General features: G+C 53.4%; 20 protein-coding genes. 3 read left to right on the plus strand and 17 right to left on the minus strand.

What is annotated here, in order from left to right; genetic code table 11:
- Nucleotides 1-81: 81 nt before the first annotated feature.
- The 8 genes from menE to A9587_RS00605 form a co-directional block, all read right to left on the minus strand.
- Entirely contained in the window at nucleotides 82-1437 is a 1356-nt protein-coding gene (gene menE / locus A9587_RS00570; protein ID WP_016248999.1) for an o-succinylbenzoate--CoA ligase, read from the minus strand.
- Entirely contained in the window at nucleotides 1434-2396 is a 963-nt protein-coding gene (gene menC / locus A9587_RS00575; protein WP_001255642.1) for an o-succinylbenzoate synthase, read from the minus strand. The genes menE and menC overlap by 4 nt, the downstream gene beginning before the upstream one ends.
- Nucleotides 2396-3253: a 1,4-dihydroxy-2-naphthoyl-CoA synthase gene (gene menB / locus A9587_RS00580; protein WP_000640000.1), complete on the minus strand. Its 858-nt coding sequence runs from the start codon at nucleotides 3251-3253 to the stop codon at nucleotides 2396-2398. The genes menC and menB overlap by 1 nt, the downstream gene beginning before the upstream one ends.
- Nucleotides 3254-3267: 14 nt before the next feature.
- Complete coding sequence (gene menH, locus A9587_RS00585; RefSeq protein ID WP_001516772.1) at nucleotides 3268-4026, minus strand: 2-succinyl-6-hydroxy-2,4-cyclohexadiene-1-carboxylate synthase; 759 nt, start codon at nucleotides 4024-4026, stop codon at nucleotides 3268-3270.
- Nucleotides 4023-5693, minus strand: a complete 1671-nt coding sequence (gene menD / locus A9587_RS00590) for a 2-succinyl-5-enolpyruvyl-6-hydroxy-3-cyclohexene-1-carboxylic-acid synthase (protein ID WP_038355041.1) — start codon at nucleotides 5691-5693, stop codon at nucleotides 4023-4025. The genes menH and menD overlap by 4 nt, the downstream gene beginning before the upstream one ends.
- Nucleotides 5694-5781: 88 nt before the next feature.
- On the minus strand, nucleotides 5782-7077 hold the full coding sequence (menF, locus tag A9587_RS00595) for an isochorismate synthase MenF (protein WP_105263444.1): 1296 nt from the start codon (nucleotides 7075-7077) through the stop codon (nucleotides 5782-5784).
- Nucleotides 7078-7155: 78 nt separating this feature from the next.
- Nucleotides 7156-7461 carry a stress response protein ElaB gene (gene elaB, locus A9587_RS00600; RefSeq protein WP_000070671.1) on the minus strand — a complete coding sequence of 102 codons (306 nt, stop codon included), beginning with the start codon at nucleotides 7459-7461 and terminating at the stop codon, nucleotides 7156-7158.
- A gap of 54 nt (nucleotides 7462-7515) precedes the next feature.
- Nucleotides 7516-7977: a GNAT family N-acetyltransferase gene (locus tag A9587_RS00605; RefSeq protein WP_000568147.1), complete on the minus strand. Its 462-nt coding sequence runs from the start codon at nucleotides 7975-7977 to the stop codon at nucleotides 7516-7518.
- 64 nt (nucleotides 7978-8041) lie between these two features.
- On the opposite strand from A9587_RS00605, the gene rbn reads away from it, so the two are divergent.
- Nucleotides 8042-8959, plus strand: a complete 918-nt coding sequence (gene rbn / locus A9587_RS00610; protein WP_000420121.1) for a ribonuclease BN — start codon at nucleotides 8042-8044, stop codon at nucleotides 8957-8959.
- A 121-nt stretch (nucleotides 8960-9080) separates the two neighbouring features.
- Here rbn and A9587_RS00615 read toward each other — a convergent pair whose 3' ends face one another.
- Nucleotides 9081-10844, minus strand: a complete 1764-nt coding sequence (locus A9587_RS00615; RefSeq protein WP_105263445.1) for a vWA domain-containing protein — start codon at nucleotides 10842-10844, stop codon at nucleotides 9081-9083.
- Nucleotides 10845-10981: 137 nt separating this feature from the next.
- Here A9587_RS00615 and A9587_RS00620 point away from each other — a divergent pair, with 137 nt between their 5' ends.
- Both A9587_RS00620 and A9587_RS00625 read left to right on the plus strand, forming a co-directional pair.
- A complete protein-coding gene (locus A9587_RS00620; protein WP_001516775.1) occupies nucleotides 10982-11953 on the plus strand; it encodes a M28 family metallopeptidase in 972 nt (323 codons plus the stop codon).
- A gap of 101 nt (nucleotides 11954-12054) precedes the next feature.
- Nucleotides 12055-12558, plus strand: coding sequence for a YfbM family protein (locus A9587_RS00625; protein ID WP_000525379.1), 504 nt, complete (start codon nucleotides 12055-12057; stop codon nucleotides 12556-12558).
- Between the two features lie 67 nt (nucleotides 12559-12625).
- Here A9587_RS00625 and nuoN read toward each other — a convergent pair whose 3' ends face one another.
- The 8 genes from nuoN to nuoG form a co-directional block, all read right to left on the minus strand.
- Entirely contained in the window at nucleotides 12626-14083 is a 1458-nt protein-coding gene (gene nuoN / locus A9587_RS00630; protein WP_000156702.1) for an NADH-quinone oxidoreductase subunit NuoN, read from the minus strand.
- Nucleotides 14084-14089: 6 nt separating this feature from the next.
- Nucleotides 14090-15619, minus strand: a complete 1530-nt coding sequence (nuoM, locus tag A9587_RS00635) for an NADH-quinone oxidoreductase subunit M (RefSeq protein WP_001516777.1) — start codon at nucleotides 15617-15619, stop codon at nucleotides 14090-14092.
- Nucleotides 15620-15783: 164 nt separating this feature from the next.
- The gene (gene nuoL, locus A9587_RS00640; RefSeq protein WP_001056648.1) at nucleotides 15784-17625 is read right to left on the minus strand and encodes an NADH-quinone oxidoreductase subunit L; all 1842 of its coding nucleotides are present in this window, start codon (nucleotides 17623-17625) and stop codon (nucleotides 15784-15786) included.
- The gene (gene nuoK / locus A9587_RS00645; RefSeq protein ID WP_000612644.1) at nucleotides 17622-17924 is read right to left on the minus strand and encodes an NADH-quinone oxidoreductase subunit NuoK; all 303 of its coding nucleotides are present in this window, start codon (nucleotides 17922-17924) and stop codon (nucleotides 17622-17624) included. Before nuoK ends, nuoL begins: the two co-directional genes overlap by 4 nt.
- The gene (nuoJ, locus tag A9587_RS00650; RefSeq protein WP_000393511.1) at nucleotides 17921-18475 is read right to left on the minus strand and encodes an NADH-quinone oxidoreductase subunit J; all 555 of its coding nucleotides are present in this window, start codon (nucleotides 18473-18475) and stop codon (nucleotides 17921-17923) included. The genes nuoK and nuoJ overlap by 4 nt, the downstream gene beginning before the upstream one ends.
- Before the next feature lie 11 nt (nucleotides 18476-18486).
- The gene (gene nuoI / locus A9587_RS00655; RefSeq protein ID WP_000172749.1) at nucleotides 18487-19029 is read right to left on the minus strand and encodes an NADH-quinone oxidoreductase subunit NuoI; all 543 of its coding nucleotides are present in this window, start codon (nucleotides 19027-19029) and stop codon (nucleotides 18487-18489) included.
- A 14-nt stretch (nucleotides 19030-19043) separates the two neighbouring features.
- Nucleotides 19044-20021 carry an NADH-quinone oxidoreductase subunit NuoH gene (gene nuoH, locus A9587_RS00660; RefSeq protein WP_000220077.1) on the minus strand — a complete coding sequence of 326 codons (978 nt, stop codon included), beginning with the start codon at nucleotides 20019-20021 and terminating at the stop codon, nucleotides 19044-19046.
- Nucleotides 20018-22744, minus strand: a complete 2727-nt coding sequence (gene nuoG / locus A9587_RS00665; RefSeq protein WP_105263446.1) for an NADH-quinone oxidoreductase subunit NuoG — start codon at nucleotides 22742-22744, stop codon at nucleotides 20018-20020. Before nuoG ends, nuoH begins: the two co-directional genes overlap by 4 nt.
- Nucleotides 22745-22748 lie beyond the last annotated feature (4 nt).

The following is a 22748-nucleotide window of genomic DNA, read 5'->3' on the forward strand; positions in this document are numbered from 1 at the left end:
ACATTAATTTACAGATTAACAGATAAACTCTTTATCAACGGCAATGGAATAGCGGAAATGAGAGATGAAACTAATGATTTTTTAATCCTGACGTTGCACCCACTCTTTTAGCACCTGACGTGAAATTTTAATGCCGCCGTTTTTCAACTCTGGCGGCAGCATAAGCCAACGCACTGGTTGCTGAAAACGCGCCAGCTTGTCTTTTACCCATTCGCTAAGATCAACACTTTGCTGGTCATACTCCACAACGGCTACCGGTCGATGACCAAACTCCTTGTCTGCAACGGGAACGATAAATACCTGCAAAACCGCCGGATGCGCAGCAATAACCCGCTCCACCTCTTCTGGCTGAATACCTTCGCCGCCGCTAAAGAACAGGTTGTCTAAGCGCCCGACAATAGTCAACTTGCCATTATGCAGCTCACCACGATCGCGGGTAGCGTACCAGCCTTCGTCATTGACCAGCGGCACCAGTTGTCCGTTCCGCCAGTAACCCTCCGCCATGCTGGCAGCCCGCAGCCATACTTCATCCTTGACGATTTTGACTTCCCGCCCCGGCAACGGAAAACCGACATCAGCTAAACCGTCGGCTTCTTTCGCACACACCGTAGAGGCGAACTCTGTCAGGCCATAGCCGCAAAAGCAACGAATGCCCTGCCCGCGTGCCTGCTCCGTCAGTTCGACCGGAATTGCCGCGCCGCCAAGCAACACCGCTTTCAGGGAAACCGAACTGCGATTTACCAGCAATCGCCAGAGCTGCGTCGGCACCAGCGAGGCGTGAGTACAGCCTGCCAGCATTTGTTCCAGCGGTTGTTTGTCGCGTACCGTCATCCGCGCGCCAGCGTATAACCAGCGCCACAAAATCCCCTGACCGGAAACATGAAACAGCGGCAAAGAGAGCAACCAGTCATCGTGCTCACCAAAGGGGATCAGCGATAACACACCTTGCGCACTGGCAAGGTGTGCCTGGCAGGTATGGACAGCGGCTTTCGGCAAACCGGTGGAACCAGAAGTTAAGGTCATGGAGCACAAACGCTGCGGCTGCCACGAGGCAACGTATGCGCCTTCTCCTACCTGAATTTGCAGCGAAGTTAACGCCGGAAACGTGTTTTCTCCTTCCGGCACCAACGCGAATTGCAGAGTAAGATTGGGCAACAATTCCTCAAGCAACGGTTGCGGAAGCTGTGGGTTTACGGGCAGAACTCGCGCCCCACATTGTAGTAGCGCCAGCCAGACGAGCAGCGTTTGCGGTGTATTCCATGCCCGCAACATCACCCCGCTGCCTGCAACCACACCCTGCGCCACAAAACCCGAAGCCAACTCATCGACGCGACTACAAAGCTCGCGCCAGTTGAGTTGCTCGTTATTGAGACGCAAGGCAATGGCTTCTCCCCGCACTTGCCGCCAGTGACGCCACGGCCAGTCAGAGAAGATCATAGCAGCCGCTCCAGTGCATCCACTTCCACTAACGGCAGCGGGCTACCCGGCCAGCGACGAACCTGCTGCGCCTGCATCAGATCCAGCGTATCCAGCCCCGGAATAGTGTCGGGCGTTAACCAGGCGGCAACCCGCGCCAGTTGCGTTAAACCTAAACTCGACTCGATGGAAGAACTGATCACCGCCGTCAGCCCCAGCGCGTGGGCTGCCTGCACCTGTTCACGCACTTTCTCCAGGCTACCGGTTAGCGTGGGCTTGATAACCACAGCCCGAACCCCTTCTTCTGCCACAAAGGCAAAATCCGCCTCACGCAGACTTTCATCCCAGGCAATAGCGATGCCGGTTTCACGGGCAAACGCGCGCGAATCATCACGGGTTTTGCACGGTTCTTCAAGGAAGGCGATGCGGTCGCGGTAATCAGGGTTGACGTATTTCGCAAACTGCTGCCCCTTCAGCGGCGTCCAGGCGCGATTTGCGTCAAGACGCAAATGCAGATCCGGAACCGCTTCCAGCAACAGATTCACCACCATGCCGTCGCGCACCGCTTCGTACAATCCCACTTTGACCTTCGCCACTTTCTCACCAGGCATATCGGCAAGTTTGAGGATCAGGTCGTCGGGATCGCCATTACACAGCGGCGCTGCACGGTAATTGGCTGCCTGCGGCAACGCATCAGTAAGCTCCGCCAGCGCACAGCTCACACCAAAGGCGACGGAAGGCATCTGCGGTAGCTCGCAATCACCTGCCAGCCAGTTATTTACCCAGGAAAGCAGCACGCTTTGCGCTTCTTCCCAGGTTTCCTGACTGAAACCCGGCAGTGGGGAGATCTCTCCCCACCCTTCACGCTCGCCCTCACGCAGGCAAACATACAGCCCGTCGCGGGTTTTTAACCGCCTGTCGCGCAGAACCACCCCCGCGTCCATGGGGATCTGCCAGCGGTATACCTGCGCGCTACGCATTACGGATTCCGTTTGAATTTGCTGAAATCAGGCTGACGTTTCTGGTTGAAAGCGTTACGACCTTCCTGACCTTCTTCCGTCATGTAGAACAGCATGGTGGCGTTACCTGCCAGCTCCTGCAGCCCCGCCTGACCATCACAGTCAGCATTCAGCGCGGCTTTCAGGCAGCGCAGTGCCATTGGGCTGTTTTGCAGCATTTCGCGACACCAGCGGACGGTTTCTTTTTCCAGATCCGCCAGCGGTACAACGGTGTTCACAAGGCCCATATCCAGCGCCTGTTTGGCGTCGTACTGACGGCACAGGAACCAGATTTCACGCGCTTTTTTCTGCCCGACAATGCGAGCCATATAAGAAGCGCCCCAGCCACCGTCGAAGGAACCAACTTTCGGACCAGTCTGACCGAAAATAGCGTTTTCAGCCGCAATGGTCAGGTCGCACATCATATGTAGAACATGACCGCCGCCGATGGAGTAACCTGCAACCATCGCGACAACTGGTTTCGGACAGGTACGGATCTGACGCTGGAAGTCCAGCACGTTCAGGTGATGTACGCCGGAGTCATCTTTATAGCCGCCGTAGTCGCCGCGCACTTTCTGATCGCCGCCAGAGCAGAATGCTTTATCGCCTGCGCCAGTCAGAATAATTACGCCGATGTTATCGTCATAACGCGCATCCGCCAGCGCCTGGATCATCTCTTTTACCGTCAGAGGACGGAAGGCATTGCGCACCTGCGGACGATTAATGGTGATTTTTGCGATACCGTCGGTGGATTTTTCATAACGAATGTCCTCGAAACCTTCGGAACAGTCGTGCCATTCAACCGGTGCGTAAAGCATTGCTTCATCAGGATAAATCATATTGTGTCCTTTAGTCAGAAACGCAAGATCTGCGCCAGACTTGCGATTACGCCAGCGGGATTTTCCCGGTGCGCGTTATGTCCGGCGCGAGGAATGACATGGCAGTCGGCAGCCAGTTCCGCTGCCAGAGCGCGGAATTTGCTGTCACGTTCACCACATAAATAATAAAACGTAAATGTGCGGGCGCTAAGGTTAGCACGTAAATCAGGCTGGACGGCGAGAGAAGTAGCCTCCAGCATGGCGGCAAGAGTTACACCGTTATTGTTGCTGCGCAGTGCCACCAGCTCCCGGCGTTGCTCATCGTTGAGCGAGGCAAAAACAGGCTGTTGATACCAGTCGGTAAATACCGCGGTTAACGGTTCTGAGCGAAAACGCTGCGCCCAGCGGTGATCGGAAAGCTGACGTTCTGCACGTTGTTCAGCACTTTGCAGCCCTGGATGCCCGCCTTCGACAATCACCCCACCAATCCCCGGCATCCCCTGACAAGCCGCCATCATCGCCACGCGTCCACCGAGGGAGTATCCCACCAGCCAGTAATTTAGTATGTTGTAACTAATAAGGGTGTTATGCAGCAAATCGGTGACATCAGCAAAACCATCAACGCTGATAGCCATTGAACCGCCGTGTCCGGGGAGATCCACATACAATCGCGAGTAGTCCGTAAACGCCTCGCCCACTTCCTGCCATTCGCGGCAATCTCCGGAAAAACCGTGCAGAAAAACCAGCCAGGGTAAACCTGGCTTGCCGTGTTTTGCCTGCGCATGCAGGATCATAAATGGCTTACCTGCGCCAGCAACTGCTGGAGTGTTTGCGCACCATCAGTATCGTTAACGACCATTTCAATCACGGTGGTGGTCGGGGTGCGCCATGCGCCAGCCAGAGCCGATTCAAACTCATCCCAGTTTTGCGGGCGATGATATTTCAGTTCGAACATAGCGGCAGCGTGCTCAAAATGAACGTTCTGTGGCATTAAATAAAAACGCTCACGCTCGCTTTTTGGTGTGGGAAGTAGCGAGAAGATTTGCCCGCCGTTATTGTTCACCACAATTAATACCAGCGGCGCGGAAACCTGGCGCAACAAGGCCAGCGCGTTCAGGTCGTAAAGCGCCGAGAGATCGCCAACAATCGCCAGTGTCGGTTTACCGCTCGCCCGCTGAACGCCAGCGGCGGTCGAGATCAGACCGTCAATACCGCTGGCTCCACGGTTGCTGTAAACCGGGTAACCTGCCGGAAGTTGCGAGAGTGCGTCGATCAAACGCACCACCAGGCTGTTACCGACAAACAGTTGCCCCTGTTCCGGTAGGTATTCGCTGATGCGGTGCGCCAGTTGCGCTTCGCCAAATGCATCGCGACGGGTAACAACTGCCTGCATCGCCTGTTCAGCCAGACGCGGGATCTCCACGCACCAGGGCTGACGTTTTTCAGCCGGATGCAACTCCAGCCAGTCAGTAATATTGGCAATCAGCCGACGTCCACGGTGATGCGCCGGGTCGAGTCGCCCTTCGATGTTATCAACAATCCAGTATTCTTCCGGTTCACAATTCGCCTGCCATTGCAGTAACCGTTTTCCGGTCAGGCTACTACCCATCTGGATCACAATCTGCGCCTGCTGTAACTCGCCAATCGCTTTAGCATTACCTAACCACAAGTCGGCACACGGCAGCGGTTGCCCGGTTTGCGACAGCACGTCGCCAATCAGCGGCCAGCCAAGAGTTTGCGCCCACTGGGCAACTTTTTTGCCCTCTTCCGCACTCATGCGCCCCGCAACCACCACGCCGCGCTTTTGCCGCCAGAAGAACCAGTCGCGCTGTTTTTCGCTCTCCAGCCGAGGGGCTTCACGCAGCCACGGTTTATCATCCTGCCACCAGTCGCCCAGGCGTTGTTGCCACGCCAGCCCCGTGTCGTCCATCTCGCCATACAGCGGTTCGGCAAACGGGCAGTTGATATGGACTCCCCCCGTATGCAGCGTACCTAAAGCGTGATCGATGGTGGAAACCAGCCAACGCGCAGGAATATCCTGGGTCGGGCGTGGTAGTGAAATGCTATGCGTGGGATGAGAAGCGAACATACCCGGCTGGCGAATCGCCTGATTCGCACCGCAATCAATCAGTTCCGGAGGACGATCGGCGGTTAACAGGATCAGTTTTTCTCCAGTTAACCCAGCCTCAATCAGCGCCGGATAGAGATTCGCTACCGCCGTGCCGGAGGTCACAATCACCGCCACCGGCTGTTTGCTGACCTTCGCCAGCCCCAGCGCCAGATGTCCCAGCCCACGCTCATCAAAATGGGTGTGATGAATGAATGCGGAATTTTCCGCTGCCGCCAGAGTTAATGGCGTAGAACGAGAGCCAGGGGCGATGCAGACGTGTCTGACGCCGTGACGTGTTAATGCTTCCAGAATGACCGCCGCCCAGCGTCGGTTAAATGCGCTTACTGACATGAGTTTGTCCGGTATCAATATTGCGGCTAAGTATAGAGAGCTACAAAATTAGATTATTGATATGAATCGATAATGATGCGACTCATTACTATTCCATTTGTAATAAAGTCCGCAGTCCTGCCGCTTTGTTGTCGATTTCCTGCCACTCTTGCTCGGGATCTGAGCCACGGACAATACCTGCTCCGGCATACAGACGCACTACATTGTCACTGATTTTTGCCGAGCGCAGGGAAACGCAGAATTCACTTTGTTGTAGAGAAAGATAACCCGCAGAGCCAGCGTACCATTCACGGGTAAACGGTTCGTGTTGCGCGATAAACTGCCGCGCCAGATCGCGCGGTAAGCCTGCTACGGCTGCCGTTGGCTGCAACTGATGCAAGCAAACCTCGTCGTCTGCTTTATTGAGTGAAGTCCAGATGCAGCGACGCAGATGTTGTACTTTTCGCAGGCGAAGTACCTGCGGCGGCAAAACATCCAGTGTCTGGGTATCAGACTGTAATCGCTGGCAGATATCTTCCACCACCAGCATGTTTTCACGTTGGTTTTTATCATCCGCCATCAGCCACTCGGCCAACCGCTGCGCCTGTTTATCGTCGGGGTGATTTGCCACCGTTCCGGCAAGGGCTTCAGTGCGCAGCGCTTTGTCACGCCGCCGCCATAGTCGCTCAGGCGTTGAGCCGAGAAATGCGCTTTCGCCATCAAAGCCCATGTAGAAATGGTAACAGTTAAGATTCAGTCGACGGCTGGCAGCCATCATTGCCGCCGCATTGACCGGACTTGCAAAATGCAGATCTGTCGCCCGCGCCAGTACGACTTTATCCAGCTCACCTTCCGCAATGCTGTCGGTCGCCAGTTTAATTAACCGCGTCCAGCCCGATTTGTCTGGCCAGTGGTTTTCTTGTGGAGTGGTTAAATGCAACGCGGGCAACGGTTTGGTATTCGCCAGTGTAGTAATGAATTCTTTTGCCTGATTTGCGTCATTCTGAAGGGACGTTTCGCTGAAAAGGGTCAGGCGAAAGCTCGCTTTTCCCGCACAGCGCCGCCATTCCAGACGCGGCAAAAGTAAATGACCTTGTGACGGGTCAAACGCATTCAGCCCCCAAATGCGTAAGTCGGGATGTTCCGGGTACTGACGAAGAAAACGTTGTGCCTGGTCCAACGACGTAAAGCTGGCAATCGCGCCCAGCACCGCGGCCTCTTCATCACCATTACGTTGTTGCCAGTAGAATTGCGGATACGTTTGCTGACTGGCCAACCAGCTTAAAGCATCAAAAGCGTCATTAAGGGGGAAAGGAACATCGAAAACCCGAATGCCGGGTGTCGCCGGAATCTCTTGCGACAAATGGCGCAGTAGATTTCCCAGCGCCGTAGTAAGTGATTGCACGCGGACCTCTCCCTGTTAAAAGCCTCACATTATACGGGGTACTGCACAAAAAATGCAGTACCCCAGTGTAGGGAGGTTTTAACGGCGTGCCAGCAACAGTCCTAATACCAGTCCAACGGCCGCGCCCACGCCAATCCCCTGCCAGGGTTTTTCATGGACGTAGTCATCGGCACGATATACCGCCTGCTTCGCCCGATAGTAATAGCTGTCGGAAGCCTGACTTACCCTTTTTTTCACATCATCCAGCGCCTTTTCTGCCCGCGCCTTTAGCTCAACATATTTTTGATCGGCGGGATCGCCAGAGGAGCGTAGCACCTCTTCCAGTGTTTCACTCAGTAACGTCAGGTCGTCATCGATACGTGTATCACTAAATTGATTAGACATTCTCGTTCTCCATTTACGTAAAACCTGCCACTAACTATAGACAACTGTTATCAATCACGCCTGATTAACCTCGCGCGCCATCCCGATATGCGGAATACCATCTTCCTCATAAATATCGGTCACTGGGATGAAACCAAATTGCTCATAAAAGTTTTGTAAGTGCGCCTGCGCCCCCAGATAAATCGCCTTGTCCGGCCAGTGGCGCGTACATGATTCCAGCGCCTTGCTCATCAATTGCTGACCGATTTTTTCGCCGCGTAAGGCTTCGCTGACAATCACCCGACCAATCACCACCGGTTCGAGATCATCATCACTTTTCAGGATCCTCGCATACGCCACCAGTGTCCCGTGATGCCAGCCGAGAAGATGGCGATTTTCTCCTACCAGATCATCACCGTCGATATCCTGATAAGGGCAGTTTTGCTCCACCACAAATACCGCGCAGCGTAGTTGTAATAAGGCATAAAGCTGAGAAACAGATAAATCAGAATGATGCAGATCTTGCCAGTCGATCATGGAAGGCTCCTTTGTGCTGTTTGCTTTATACTAGCTGGAATATTTTCAGCAGCGTGATGAACTCATGGAATTAATTTTTTTAGGTACTTCAGCGGGGGTTCCGACCCGAACACGGAATGTCACGGCAATATTGCTTAATCTGCAACATCCAACGCGAGCCGGGCTTTGGTTATTTGACTGCGGTGAAGGTACACAACACCAGATGTTGCACACGGCATTTAACCCCGGAAAACTGGACAGGATTTTTATAAGCCATTTACATGGCGATCATCTTTTTGGCTTGCCCGGGTTGCTATGCAGTCGTTCCATGTCAGGCATTGTGCAACCCTTAACCATTTATGGTCCGCAAGGTATCCGTGAATTTGTTGAGACAGCGTTACGCATTAGTGGCTCGTGGACTGATTATCCACTGGAGATTATTGAAATTAGCGCAGGCGAAATTCTTGATGATGGCTTGCGTAAAGTGACAGCTTATCCGATGGAACATCCGCTGGAATGTTACGGCTATCGTATTGAAGAACATGATAAACCTGGCGCGCTGAACGCCCGGGCGTTAAAAGATGCCGGTGTACAACCCGGTCCGTTATTTCAGGATTTGAAAAAAGGCAAAACAGTCACGCTGGAAGACGGTCGGCAGATTAACGGTGCTGATTATTTAGACGCGCCTACACCGGGTAAATCAATCGCCATTTTCGGTGATACCGGCCCTTGCGATGCCGCAATCGACCTTGCTAAAGGTGTCGACATAATGGTTCACGAAGCGACGCTGGATATGGCGATGGAGGCCAAAGCCAACAGTCGCGGCCACAGCTCCACACGCCAGGCGGCGGCACTGGCCCGTGAAGCTGGTGTCGGTAAACTAATCATTACCCATGTTAGTTCGCGCTATGATGATAAAGGCTGTCAGCACTTGTTACACGAATGTCGGTCGATTTTCCCGGCAACCGAACTGGCGAGCGATTTCGCGGTGTTTAGCATTTAAGTCGAAAGCGGTGGTTAGTTGGCAGATTAATTTAATGATGCCAACGCACTTATTTGACGTATTTTTCATCTGTTTGCCGAATACGCTTGATGTCGATATCCGGCAAACAGATTTATCATTTTTAGTTTTGTGAATTGTCCAGACCTTCCGCCAGCCCAATCAGGCGAATAAATTCCGCTCTGTAGCCTTGTTGATCCGGTCCTTTCGCTTGCCGCGCCCACTGTTCGATCTGCTGCCAGGATGTATTATTCAGGTATTCAGAACCGCGCAATTTTTGCCCAAACGCAGCGACTGCTGCGCGAAAACGCATATCTTCTGAAGGTGCGTTTATTGTGGGTGCCAACGGGAATTCAACTAACTGACTTTCTTTTCCCTGCGGGTATTTCCAACGAATCTTTAACCAGGCCAGTTCTTTCGCTTTATCTGATTTCGCTGATTTGTTATCCGGGGCATAGCGTAACTTATCAATTGATGCTTTTTGCCCATTCAGCGTTAATTCGAATAACAACGTTATATGTTTACCTGCGCCAATATCCCCCGCATCAACGTTGTCGTTATTAAAATCCTCCGCCCGAAGTTGGCGCTTTTCATAACCAATCTGACGGTATTCCGTTACCCACGCGGGGTTAAACTCTATTTGCGCTTTGACATCTTTTGCTACGGTAATCAACGTCTGCCGCATTTCACTGTTCAACACTTTCTGCGCTTCAGAGAGAGTATCAATGTAGCTGTAGTTGCCGTTACCAACATCGGCAATTCGCACCATCATTGCCTCGTTGTAATTGTCATCCCCCACGCCAAGCGTCGAAAGAGTAACACCGGACTCCCGCTGTTTTTTGACCATTGATTCAATCGATTTTGGATCGTCAATACCAACGTTAAAGTCACCGTCAGTGGCCAATAAAATGCGATTGATGCCGCCCTTAATAAACCCCTTCGCCGCCTGCTGATAAGCCAGTTCCAGCCCGGCACCGCCATTGGTACTGCCTTCCGCATCCAGTGAATCAATCGCGGCATTAATTTCTGACTTGTGATTCCCTGAGGTAGAAGGCAACGCAATACGGGAGTCGCCAGCGTAGGTTACGATGGCAATGTTATCCTGCTCACGAAGTTCTTTGACCAATAATTTCAACGAAGACTGAATAAGTGGCAAACGTTCACTAGAAATCATTGAACCAGAAGTGTCGATAAGAAAGACCAGATTAGAAGCTGGTAACTCTTCACTTTTGCGATCTTTCGCCAGGATATCAACTTTCAGCAATGTTCGCTGCTCATTCCAGGGCGCAGATGCCAGTTCGTAGCGCATAGCGAAAGGTATTGGCTTAGTGGCGGGAACAGGCTCTTTATTATTGCTTTTATCATTAATAACCCAGTCTGACGGAAAATAATTGACCATCTCCTCCACCCGCACAGAGTCTGGAGGAGGTAACAGCCCTTGATTGAGGAAACGCCGTACATTTGCATAGCTGCCGGTGTCGACGTCAAGGCTAAACGTCGCCAACGGGTTTTGCACTACCTGCTTAACCGGATTATCATCGAACTGCTGGTAGCGAGCTGTTCCTGGATTTGCGATACGTGTAGCTTTTGCTTTAGCCGCTCTTTCAAATGTTGGCGCTTCCTGCAATCGCCCCTGCAAAGCCTGTTTGTCTGAGGATTGTTGCGCTTCATGCTGGGCTAAGGTTTTTGCTTTCGCGTCTACAGCGGCTTTAGCGGCGGCGGCTCTTTGCTCCGCCACTTTTGTTGCCGCTTGTTGCGCGGCAAGTACTTGCTGGTCTGTGGGTGTAGTAGATTGTTGTTGCTGACTTTCCTTATCATCAGATTCCTGCCCACATCCTGACAAAATCAAACTACTAATAAGCAACATGATTATATTTTTATTTCGCATATAAAATCCTTTTAAATAAACTCAGCTACCAGACATAAAATAGACTCTTTGTATAATCCGACCAATCTTAATAAAATACAATCCCGAAACCCATAACAAATAATAATTCAACAACAAAACCTATTAATAATTTGTATATGAAAAAAATAACCTTTCCCTTTTTTATATTGTTCTTGCTTTCACTTCCTCTAATTGTTTTTTATCAACCCTGGGTCAATGCATTACCGCCAACGCCCCGGCACGCAAGTCCCGAGCAATTAGAAAAAACAGTTCGTTACTTTACACAAACTGTGCATCCACGTAGTGCTGACAATATTGATAATCTGAATAGATCCGCAGAGTATATAAAAGAGGTCTTTGTCAGTAGCGGTGCCAGAGTTACCGTGCAGGACGTCCCCATTACTGGTGGCCCCTACAAAAACATTGTTGCTGATTACGGTCCTGCCGATGGATCGCTGATTATTATTGGGGCGCACTATGATTCCGCAACCAGTTATGAAAACGACCAATTAATCTATACGCCAGGCGCGGATGATAACGCCAGCGGCGTCGCCGGACTACTGGAGCTGGCACGTTTGTTACAGCAGCAAGCGCCGAAAACAGGCGTTCAACTAGTCGCCTATGCGTCGGAAGAACCGCCCTTCTTTCGTAGCGATGAAATGGGGAGCGCGGTACACGCCGCTTCGCTTGAGCGTCCGGTGAAATTAATGATAGCGCTGGAGATGATTGGTTATTACGACTCCGCATCCGGGAGTCAGGATTACCCTTACTCTGTCATGTCCTGGCTTTATCCCGACCGTGGTGATTTTATTGCAGTGGTTGGCAGAATGCAGGATATCAGCGCTGTGCGTCAGGTAAAATCTGCGTTGTTATCAGCAACAGAGTTGCCTGTTTATTCTATTAACGCACCGGGATTTATTCCCGGTATCGATTTCTCCGACCATCTCAATTACTGGCAGCAAGATATTCCTGCCGTCATGATTACAGACACTGCGTTTTATCGAAATAAACAATATCACCAGTCTGGCGATACTGCAGACAGACTCAATTACCAGAAAATGGCGCAGGTAATTGATGGCGTTATTAGTTTGTTGCATAACAGTAAATAATAAAAATTTCTCGAGGCAGCTCCAGAAAAATGACTGCTGTAATTTTATTTTGTGGCATCTGATTTAAGATGCGAAAAATGAAATTCAACGGAGGAAAACAAATGGGAATGATTGGTTATTTTGCGGAAATTAATTCAGAAAAGGTTAACCAACTGCTTGAGTCTACTGAAAAACCTTTGATGGACAATATTCACGACACGCTTTCAGGTTTACGCCGACTGGATATTGATAAGCGCTGGGATTTTTTACATTTTGGCCTGACAGGTACCTCTGCTTTTGATCCCGCGAAGAATGACCCGCTAAGTCGTGCCGTGCTTGGTGAACACAGCCTCGAAGATGGCATAGATGGTTTCCTGGGATTGACCTGGAATCAGGAGTTAGCCGCGACAATCGACCGCCTGGAAGCTCTGGATCGAAGTGAGCTGCGTAAACAGTTTTCCATTAAGCGACTCAATGAAATGGAGATTTATCCGGGAGTGACCTTTTCAGAAGAGTTAGAGGGCCAACTCTTTGCGTCGATCATGCTTGATATGGAGAAGTTGATTAGCGCGTATCGACGTATGCTGCGACAAGGGAATCATGCGCTGACGGTTATTGTTGGGTGATGGTGTCAAAGGCACCATAAAAAACCGCCGAACATGTCGGCGGCTTTCTGACTTACGAACTGACTGCTTACATCAGCGGCATTGCCAAACGTACAATGCTAATCAGCGGTTGCGGCCATACACCCAGCACCAGTACCAACAGTGCGGAGATCAGCACCACGATGCCGCCTGCCGTGTACTGCCAGTCTGACGGTGCATCACGGTTTGGCTGTTCTGAACCATGAAGGTACAGGCTCACCGCCACGCGCAGGTAGTAGTAGAGGCCGATTGCCGAACCGACAACCACAGCGCCCACCAGCCACCACAGGTGCGCCTGAACACCGACCGCCAGCACGTAGAACTTACCGATAAAGCCCAGCGTCATCGGGATACCGGCCAGTGACAGCATCATCACCGTCATCACCGCCGCGAGGATCGGACGATGCCAGAACAGTCCGCGGTAAGAGAACAGGGAATCAGCATCCGGGCCACGATACGGGCTGGACATCAGGCTGACCACACCGAACGCGCCGAGGCTGCTGAACAGATAACCGGCGAGGTAAACCCCTACCGCTTCCATCGACATCTCGCCGGTTTGCAGCGCAATCAGTGCCACCAGCAGATAACCGAGGTGAGAGATAGACGAGTAACCGAGCAGACGTTTGATATTGGTCTGGCTCAGCGCCATCAGGTTACCGAAGATGATGGAGGCAAAGGCGATAATCGCCAGCACCACGCGAATCGCTTCGCTGTCGCCCACCGGTGCGTAAAGGAACAGACGCATCACCACGCCGAAGATAGCGATTTTGCTCGCCGTCGCCAGGAAGGTGGAAACCGGCGCAGGCGCGCCCTGGTATACGTCTGGTGTCCACAGGTGGAACGGCACCAGAGAAAGTTTGAAGCCGAGGCCGACAATCATCAGGCCAAAACCCGCCAGTAACAGAGGCTCGTTGAGCATACCATCACCGAGGTTTTTACCCAGCGCGACGAACGACAGGTCGCCAGACTGCGCGTACACCAGCGCCATACCGAACAGCAAGAAAGAAGACGCTGCGGCAGAAAGAATGGTGTATTTGATACTGGCTTCCAGCGAACGTTTCTGGCGGAAAGCGTAACCGACCAGGCCAAACAACGGCAGAGAGATCAGTTCGATACCGAGGAACAGAGACGCCAGATGGTTGGCATTCGCCAGCAAGATCCCACCCAAGGCGGCAATTAACACCAACAGGTAGAACTCGTCCTTGTTGTCGTTATAACCTTCAAGCCACGGGTAGGCAAAAGTACAGGTGGCGAGGCTCGCCAGCAGTACCAGCCCGGTGTAGAGCATGGCGAAACCATCAACGCGCATCAGCGGCGTGACGTCCATAGCGCCCGCCTGGCCAACAAACCAGAGCGAAACCAGCGCCGCGTTAAGCCCAATGACCGACAGCGTGGCGTTGAGGAAGTGATTGCGTCGCCACGCAATGGAGAGCATCACAACCACCACCGTCAAGCCGACGATCAGCAACGGTAGCAGTGCGATCAGGTTTTGTGGAGTTATTGTCATGGCGATTTACGGCCTTGTAGTAGTAACGGAATTAACAAACCACTGCTGGATATTGCCAATCGCGGAGTGCGAGGTATCCAGAATCGGCTGCGGCCAGAAGCCCAGCAGTACCAGCAGCACCACCAGCAACAGGATCATAAACAACTCACGCAGCGACATCCCTGGCAGTTCCTGGCTGGCAATCTCGCTTTTCGCCTTACCGAAGTAAGCGCGATGCAGCATTGCCAGCGAATAAACAGACGCAAAGACCAGCCCAAAAGTAGAGATAACGGTAATGACCGGGACGACCTGGAAGCTGCCGAACAGAATCATAAATTCACCGACGAAGTTACCAGTGCCCGGCATCCCAAGCGTTGCCACAGCAAAGAACAGCGACAGTGCTGGCAGCCATTTCATTTTGCTCCACAGACCGCCCATCATGCGCATGTCACGGGTGTGGATACGTTCATAGAGCTGACCGCAGAGAATAAACAGACCCGCCGCCGACAAGCCGTGCGCAATCATCTGAATAACCGCGCCCTGGTAGGCCAACTGGCTGCCGGTATAGATAGCAATCAGCACGAAGCCCATGTGGGAAACCGAGGTGTAGGCGATCAGACGTTTGATATCAGTCTGGGCAAAGGCCATCCACGCACCGTAGAAGATGCCGATAACACCCAGCCACATCGCGATTGGCGCAAACTCTGCCGACGCGTTCGGGAACAACGGCAGGGAGAAACGCAGCAGACCGTAAGCGGCGGTTTTCAGCAAGATCCCCGCGAGGTCAACGGAACCGGCAGTCGGTGCCTGGGAGTGGGCATCTGGCAACCAACCGTGCAGTGGAACCACCGGCATTTTCACCGCAAAGGCGATGAAGAAGCCCAGCATCAACAGATATTCCACACCGCTGGACATTGGCGTATTCAGCAGCTCTTCATAGTTGAAGGTCCAGACACCGGTCGCATTGTAGTGAACGAAGACCAGCGCCAGGATAGCGATCAACATCACCAGACCACTCGCCTGGGTGTAGATGAAGAATTTGGTTGCCGCCGTGATACGCGTTTTACCGTCAGAAGCTTTATGCCCCCACAGTGCGATCAGGAAGTACATCGGCACCAGCATCATTTCCCAGAAGAAGAAGAACAGGAACATGTCGATGGCAAGGAACACGCCGATAACACCGCCCAGGATCCACATCAGGTTGAGGTGGAAGAAGCCCTGATATTTTTCGATCTCATTCCACGAGCAAAGTACCGCCAGCACGCCGAGCAGACCTGTCAGCACGACCATCAGCAACGACAGACCATCAATGGCGAGGTGAATAGAGATTCCAAAACGCGGGATCCACGGCATGTCGAATTCAGACTGCCACTGCGGAATTCCGGCGGATTGCGTCAGTGAATAACCGCCCTGCAACCACAGTTGCAGCGACAGCGCCAGCGTCAATCCCATGGTGATTAGCGCGATCCAGCGCGGCACCTTTACGCCAAAGCGTTCGGTCTGCCAGCACAGGAAGCCGCCAATAAAGGGAATTAATATTAGCCAGGGTAGTAACATGGCGATCTTTATTCCTTGTAAAAGTCCCGTCAGGACCGGATTTTCAACGAATTCTCACGACAGAAAATTCACTTCGGATTGGGGGGAGTGTCGGATGCGCCGCTGTAGTGGCTTATCCGACCTACGTTCTTATATGCCCGAGGGCAAATCCCACAATCCTTAACTCAACGCAGTACCATCAACAGTGCCAGCACCACGACCGCACCGATGCTCATGGATGCCACATACCAGCGCAGGTAGCCGTTCTCACTGAGCAACAGACCTTTACCCGCAAAGCGCGAGAGGATCGCCGGGATGTTCATCATTGAGTTCAGCGGATCGCGTTTCAGCAACCAGGCGATCCCCAGGAACGGTTTGACGAACACTTTGTCGTACAGCCAGTCAAAGCCCCAGGCGTTGTACCACCAGGTCCCCAGCAGACGACCCGGTGCACTGTTGGCGATAGAAGTCACCAGAGTACGTTTACCCAGCCACAGCCAGGCTGCCAGCAAAATGCCAACAACTGCAACCACGCCAGAGGTAATTTCCAGGGTCAACATACTGCCGTGTGCCAGCTCCGTGGTTTGCGGAAGCACGCCCTGCAGCGGCGGTACAATCAGTGCGCCAACGAAGGTGGAAAGGATCAGCAGCACAATCAGCGGCAGGCTGTGGGTGATCCCTTTCACGGCGTGAGCGTGAATTTGTTCTTTTCCGTGGAAGACGATGAAAATCATACGGAAGGTGTAGAGCGAGGTCATAAACGCACCGACCAGACCAGCCACCATCAGATTGATATGACCATTCGCCATCGCACCCGCGAGGATCTCATCCTTACTGAAGAAGCCCGCAGTGACCAGCGGCAGTGCCGACAGCGCCGCGCCGCCCACCAGGAAGCAGAGATAAACCAGCGGAATAGATTTACGCAGACCGCCCATCTTGAAGATGTTCTGTTCGTGATGACAGGCCAGAATGACAGAACCGGATGCCAGGAACAGCAGCGCTTTAAAGAATGCGTGGGTCATCAAGTGGAAAATCGCCGCATCCCATGCCTGCACGCCAAGCGCGAGGAACATGTAGCCAATCTGACTCATGGTGGAGTAAGCGAGAACACGTTTGATGTCGGTCTGTACCAGCGCAGCAAAACCAGCCAGCAGCAAGGTAACCGCCCCGACAATACCCACCAGATGCAGAACTTCCGGGGTCATCAGGAACAGGCCGTGGGTACGGGCGATCAAGTAAACACCTGCGGTTACCATGGTTGCGGCGTGGATCAGCGCAGAGACAGGCGTCGGGCCAGCCATCGCGTCGGCAAGCCATGTCTGCAACGGCAACTGCGCAGATTTACCAACCGCACCACCCAGCAGCATCAGCGTCGCCCACATCAGCATGTTATTGCCGTCTGCAAAGTGCGCCGGTGCCAGTTCCACCATTTCGCGGAAGTTCAGCGTGCCCAGTTCGTTGTAGAGAATGAACAGCGCGAAAGCGAGGAACACGTCACCGACACGGGTCACGACAAACGCTTTCATTGCCGCGGCACCATTCTTCGGATCGGTGTAATAGAAACCGATCAGCAGATAGGAGCACAGGCCCACGCCTTCCCAGCCGAGGTACATCAGCAGCAGGTTGTCGGCCAGAACCAGAACCACCATGCTGGCAATGAACAGGTTGGTGTAAGCGAAGAAGCGAGAGTAGCCCTCTTCACCGCGCATATACCAGGAGGCGTACATGTGGATCAGGAAACCCACACCGGTGACCACTGAGAGCATGGTCAGTGACAGGCCGTCCAGCACCAGGTTGAAACCGATGTTAAAGTCGCCTACCGACATCCACGTCCACAGCGGCTGGCTGTAAGCCTGCTCACCGTTAGCGAAGAAATCGACGCCGATAAAAGCAGTCACCAGCGCAGCCAGGCCCACAGAGCCAACGCCAACGATCGCTGAGACATTTTCAGACCAGCGTCCGCGAGAGAACGCCAGCAGAATGAAGCCAACTAATGGCAAAATAATGGTTAAGGCAAGCATGTTCATCCGCGCATCTCACTTACTGAATCGATGTTCAGGTTCTGGCGACGACGGTGAAGTTGCAGCAGCAGCGCAAGACCGATACTCGCTTCCGCCGCCGCGAGGCTGATGGCAAGAATGTACATCACCTGACCGTCGGTCTGGCCCCAGTAGCTCCCGGCGACCACAAAGGCCAGCGCGGAGGCGTTAATCATGATTTCCAGACCAATCAGCATAAACAGCAGATTGCGACGGATAACCAGACCGGTTAAGCCAAGAACGAACAAGATTGCCGCGAGGATCAGTCCATGTTGTAAGGGGATCATGCGTGCTCCTCCGTTTTTCTTTTCGCGCTGTCGTCTTTGCGATTGCTCAGCACTTCACCCGCACGCTCTTCGCGACCGACGTGGAAGGCCACAACCAGACCGGCCAGCAGCAGCATAGAGGCCAGTTCAACCGCCAGCACGTAAGGCCCGAACAGCGTAATACCCACTGCTTTGGCGCTGATTGGCGTACCATCGATACCCTGATCGTTAACACCGAGAATGGCGTAAACAATCACCACCAGCATGATGGCCGACAAAATTGCCGGACCAATCCACACCTGCGGTTTCAGCCACTGGCGTTCCTGTTCGATTTCCGAACCGCCCAGGTTGAGCATCATCACCACGAACACGAACAGCACCATAATGGCACCCGCGTAGACGATAATTTCCAGCGCACCGGCAAAGTAAGCGCCCAGTGAGAAGAACACCCCGGAAATCGCCAGCAGCGAAATAATCAGGTACAGCAATGCGTGTACCGGATTGGTATGGGTGATCACTCGCAAGGTCGCAAGTATGGCTATCAGGCCACAGATATAAAAAGCGAACTCCATTGCCCCTCTCCTTACGGTAACAGGCTCTTGACGTCGATAGGCTTGGCTTCGTTCTCTGCTTCGCCCTTATCTTTGCCGTCGATTGCCATACCTGCCATCCGGTAGAAGTTATATTCCGGGTATTTGCCCGGACCGGAGATCAGCAGATCCTCTTTCTCGTAAACCAGATCCTGGCGTTTGTATTCCCCCATCTCGAAATCCGGGGTTAACTGAATCGCCGTGGTCGGACAGGCTTCTTCGCACAGACCACAGAAAATGCAGCGTGAGAAGTTGATGCGGAAAAATTCCGGATACCAGCGACCGTCTTTGGTTTCTGCTTTTTGCAGCGAGATACAGCCGACCGGGCAGGCTACTGCGCAGAGGTTACAGGCTACGCAACGCTCTTCGCCGTCCGGATCACGGGTCAGAACGATACGACCACGATAACGGGGCGGCAGATAGACCGGCTCTTCCGGGTACATTCGCGTTTCGCGCTTGGCGAACGCGTGCAGGCCGATCATCCAGATACTACGAACCTGGGTGCCGAAACCTACTAACAATTCTTTTAAGGTCATGGTCTTAGTGCCCCTTATTGCGCCTGCCAGAGAATGACAGCCGCCGTTACCAGCAAGTTGATCAGCGTCAGCGGCAGGCAGATTTTCCAGCCGAAGGACATTACCTGGTCATAACGCGGACGCGGCAACGACGCACGAATCAAAATGAACATCATCATAAAGAACGCAGTTTTCAGCGCGAACCAGATGAATGGCGGTAACAACGGGCCTTGCCAGCCACCGAAGAACAACGTCACCATCAGTGCGGAGATGGTCACAATCCCGATGTATTCACCCACGAAGAACAGGCCGAATTTCATCCCGGAATATTCAATGTGGTAACCATCCGCCAGTTCCTGCTCGGCTTCCGGCTGGTCAAACGGGTGACGGTGACATACCGCCACGCCCGCGATGGCAAAGGTAATAAAACCAAAGAATTGCGGGATGACGTTCCATACATGCGCCTGGCTGTTAACGATGTCGGTCATGTTGAATGAACCGGCCTGCGCCACCACGCCCATCAGGGAAAGCCCGAGGAACACTTCGTAGCTTAGGGTCTGCGCAGAAGCACGCATCGCACCCAGCAGCGAGTATTTGTTGTTACTTGACCAGCCCGCAAACAGCACTGCGTAAACCGCCAGACCTGCCATCATCAGGAAGAACAAAATCCCGATGTTCAGGTCGGCAACCACCCAACCCGGACTGACTGGCACAATCGCAAAGGCCAGCAGCAACGAGGTAAAGGCGATCATCGGCGCAAGGGTAAAGATGACGCGATCCGAGAATTTCGGGATCCAGTCTTCTTTAAAGAACATTTTGATCATGTCCGCGACCAACTGAAGCGAACCGCCCCAGCCAACACGGTTAGGTCCGTAACGGTTCTGGAACAGCCCCAGCAGACGACGTTCACCAAAGCTCATGAATGCCCCGCAGGTGACAACCACCAGCAAGATCACCACCGCTTTGAGGATGGTCAGCAGGATCTCAATCAGTTCCGGTGATAACCAGGTCATTGTTGTGCCTCCTTGAGATCCTCAAGATGCGCGCCAGCCAGCACCGGAGCAATGCCAGACATGCCCATCGGCAAGCCCACCTGCCCTGCCGTCAGCCCTTCTGCGATTTCAACCGGTAGCGTGACCGTGTTGCCATCGTAACTAAAGGAGACGCGAGTACCCGCATTCACGCCCAACTTCGCGGCATCTACCGGGTTGAGTTTGATATACGGCTGCGGCATACGGCTCTGGAATACCGGGGCACGCTGTGACAGTTCATCGCTGCCAAACAGATGGTAGTACGGCGCGATACGCCATTTCCCTTCCTGCGGCTGGAAGCGTGCCGGTACGCTGGTGAAGTAATCCAGACCGTTTTCGCTGGCTTCAAACAAACGCACGCCCGGATCGCCAAAGCGCAATTTGCCACCCACTTCGTCCTGGAATTTGTTCCACGCCTGCGGGGAGTTCCAGCCCGGTGCCCAGGCAAACGGCACTTGCGAACGGTGCGCGGTCGGCTGGTTGTTACCTTCCATCGAGAAGGTGAACATGGTGTCGATATCCTGCGGCTGACGCGGTTCATGAACGCTGATATTGGCGCGCATGGCGGTACGGCCACTGTAACGGTGCGGCTCACGAGCCAGTTTCTGACCACGAATGCGGAATGTCGCATCCGGCGCGGCATCTTTGATGCCAGCAAGTTCCGGGATCTTCGCCACGACGGCGTCAATCACATGGTCGAGCTGCGTCCAGTCCACTTCTCGACTCAGCAGCGTACTGTGCAGCGAGTGCAACCAGCGCCAGCTTTCCAGCATCACCGTTTTGCTGTCGTAGTAAGACGGATCGTAAACCTGGAAGAAACGTTGAGCACGACCTTCGTTGTTGATCACCGTACCGTCGCTTTCAGCAAAGCTGGCAGCGGAAAGCACCAGATGGGCGTTTTCCATAATCGCCGTGCGCTGATGGTCAACCACCATCACCAGCGGCGCTTTTGCCAGCGCGGCGTTCACGCGGGTCGCGGAAGCGTGACGATGTAGATCGTTTTCCAGCACCACCACTGCATCGGCGCGTCCGGTTTCCAGTTCGGTCAGGGCTTCTTCAAGCGAACCGCCGCCCATAATGCCCAGCCCCATACTGTTTACGGAACGGGCAATCATAGTGATACCTACGTCAGCGCCGCGACCTTTCAGGGCTTTTGCTACATTAGCGGCAGCCTGAATCACTTCTGTGCTACCGGCGTTAGTGCCGGAGATAATCAACGGTTTCTTCGCACCAGCCAGTGCCTGCACGATGACGTCGATTTTGCTTTGCAGCTCCGGCTCGATACCGTCAACCGCTGGTGCGGAGTTGTCCAGCGCGTGAGCGATGGCAAAACCTAAACGTGCCTGATCTTCAACCGGTGCGCGGTAAGTCCACGCCGCGATGTCATCCAGGCGGGTGTTATCAACGTTAGTAACAAACAGCGGGTGCTTGGCACGTTGGCCAATGTTGAGGATTGCCGCAATCTGCCAGTCAGCCACTTTCTGTGCTGCCGCCATTTCGCGCGCTTTGCCTTTTACTGCCTGACGAACCGCCAGCGCGACGCGTGCCCCGGTCTGAGTAACATCTTCGCCCAGCACCAGTACCGCATCGTAAGATTCGATTTCACGCAGTGCCGGAGTATAAATGCCGCCTTCACGCAGCACTTTCAGCGCCAGTTGCAGACGTTCCTGCTCACCGTGAGCGATACCGGTGTAGAAGTTTTCTTCGCCAACCAGTTCACGCAGCGCAAAGTTGCTTTCCACGCTGGCACGCGGAGAACCGATGCCGATGACTTTCTTCGACTGACGCAGAATATCTGCCGCACCTTGCATCGCCTGCTCGGCGTTGAGGGTGATGAAATCATCGCCACGACGCTGTACCGGCTGACGTGGACGATCCTTCAGGTTGACGTAGCCGTAGCCGAAACGACCACGGTCGCAGAGGAAGTAATGGTTTACCGTACCGTTGTAACGGTTTTCGATACGACGCAGTTCACCATAACGTTCACCCGGGCTGGTGTTACAACCGATGGAACATTGCTGGCAGATACTCGGCGCAAACTGCATATCCCATTTACGGTTATAACGCTCGGAGTGCGTTTTATCGGTGAATACGCCGGTCGGGCAAATTTCCACCAGGTTACCGGAGAACTCGCTTTCCAGGGTGCCGTCTTCCGGGCGACCGAAGTAAACATTGTCGTGCGCGCCATAAACGCCCAGATCCGTACCGTCAGCGTAATCTTTGTAGTAACGCACGCAGCGGTAGCAGGCGATGCAGCGGTTCATTTCATGAGAGATGAACGGCCCCAGATCCTGATTGCGGTGGGTACGTTTGGTGAAACGGTAGCGACGGAAGGTATGCCCGGTCATCACGGTCATATCCTGAAGATGGCAGTTACCACCCTCTTCACAGACCGGACAGTCGTGCGGGTGGTTGGTCATTAACCACTCGACCACACTTTCACGGAACTGTTTCGCTTCTTCGTCGTCAATGGAAATAAAGGTGCCATCGGAAGCCGGTGTCATACAGGACATCACCAGGCGACCACGCGTGTCTTCCGCGTTTTGGTATTGCTTCACCGCACACTGGCGGCAAGCACCGACGCTTCCCAGCGCCGGATGCCAGCAAAAGTAAGGAATATCAAGGCCCAGAGACAGACAAGCTTCCAGCAGGTTGTCCGCTCCGTTGACCTCGTATTCTTTGCCGTCTACATGAATTGTAGCCATTAGC

Source organism: Escherichia sp. MOD1-EC6162, assembly GCF_002965125.1.
In the GTDB taxonomy this organism is placed as follows: domain Bacteria; phylum Pseudomonadota; class Gammaproteobacteria; order Enterobacterales; family Enterobacteriaceae; genus Escherichia; species Escherichia marmotae.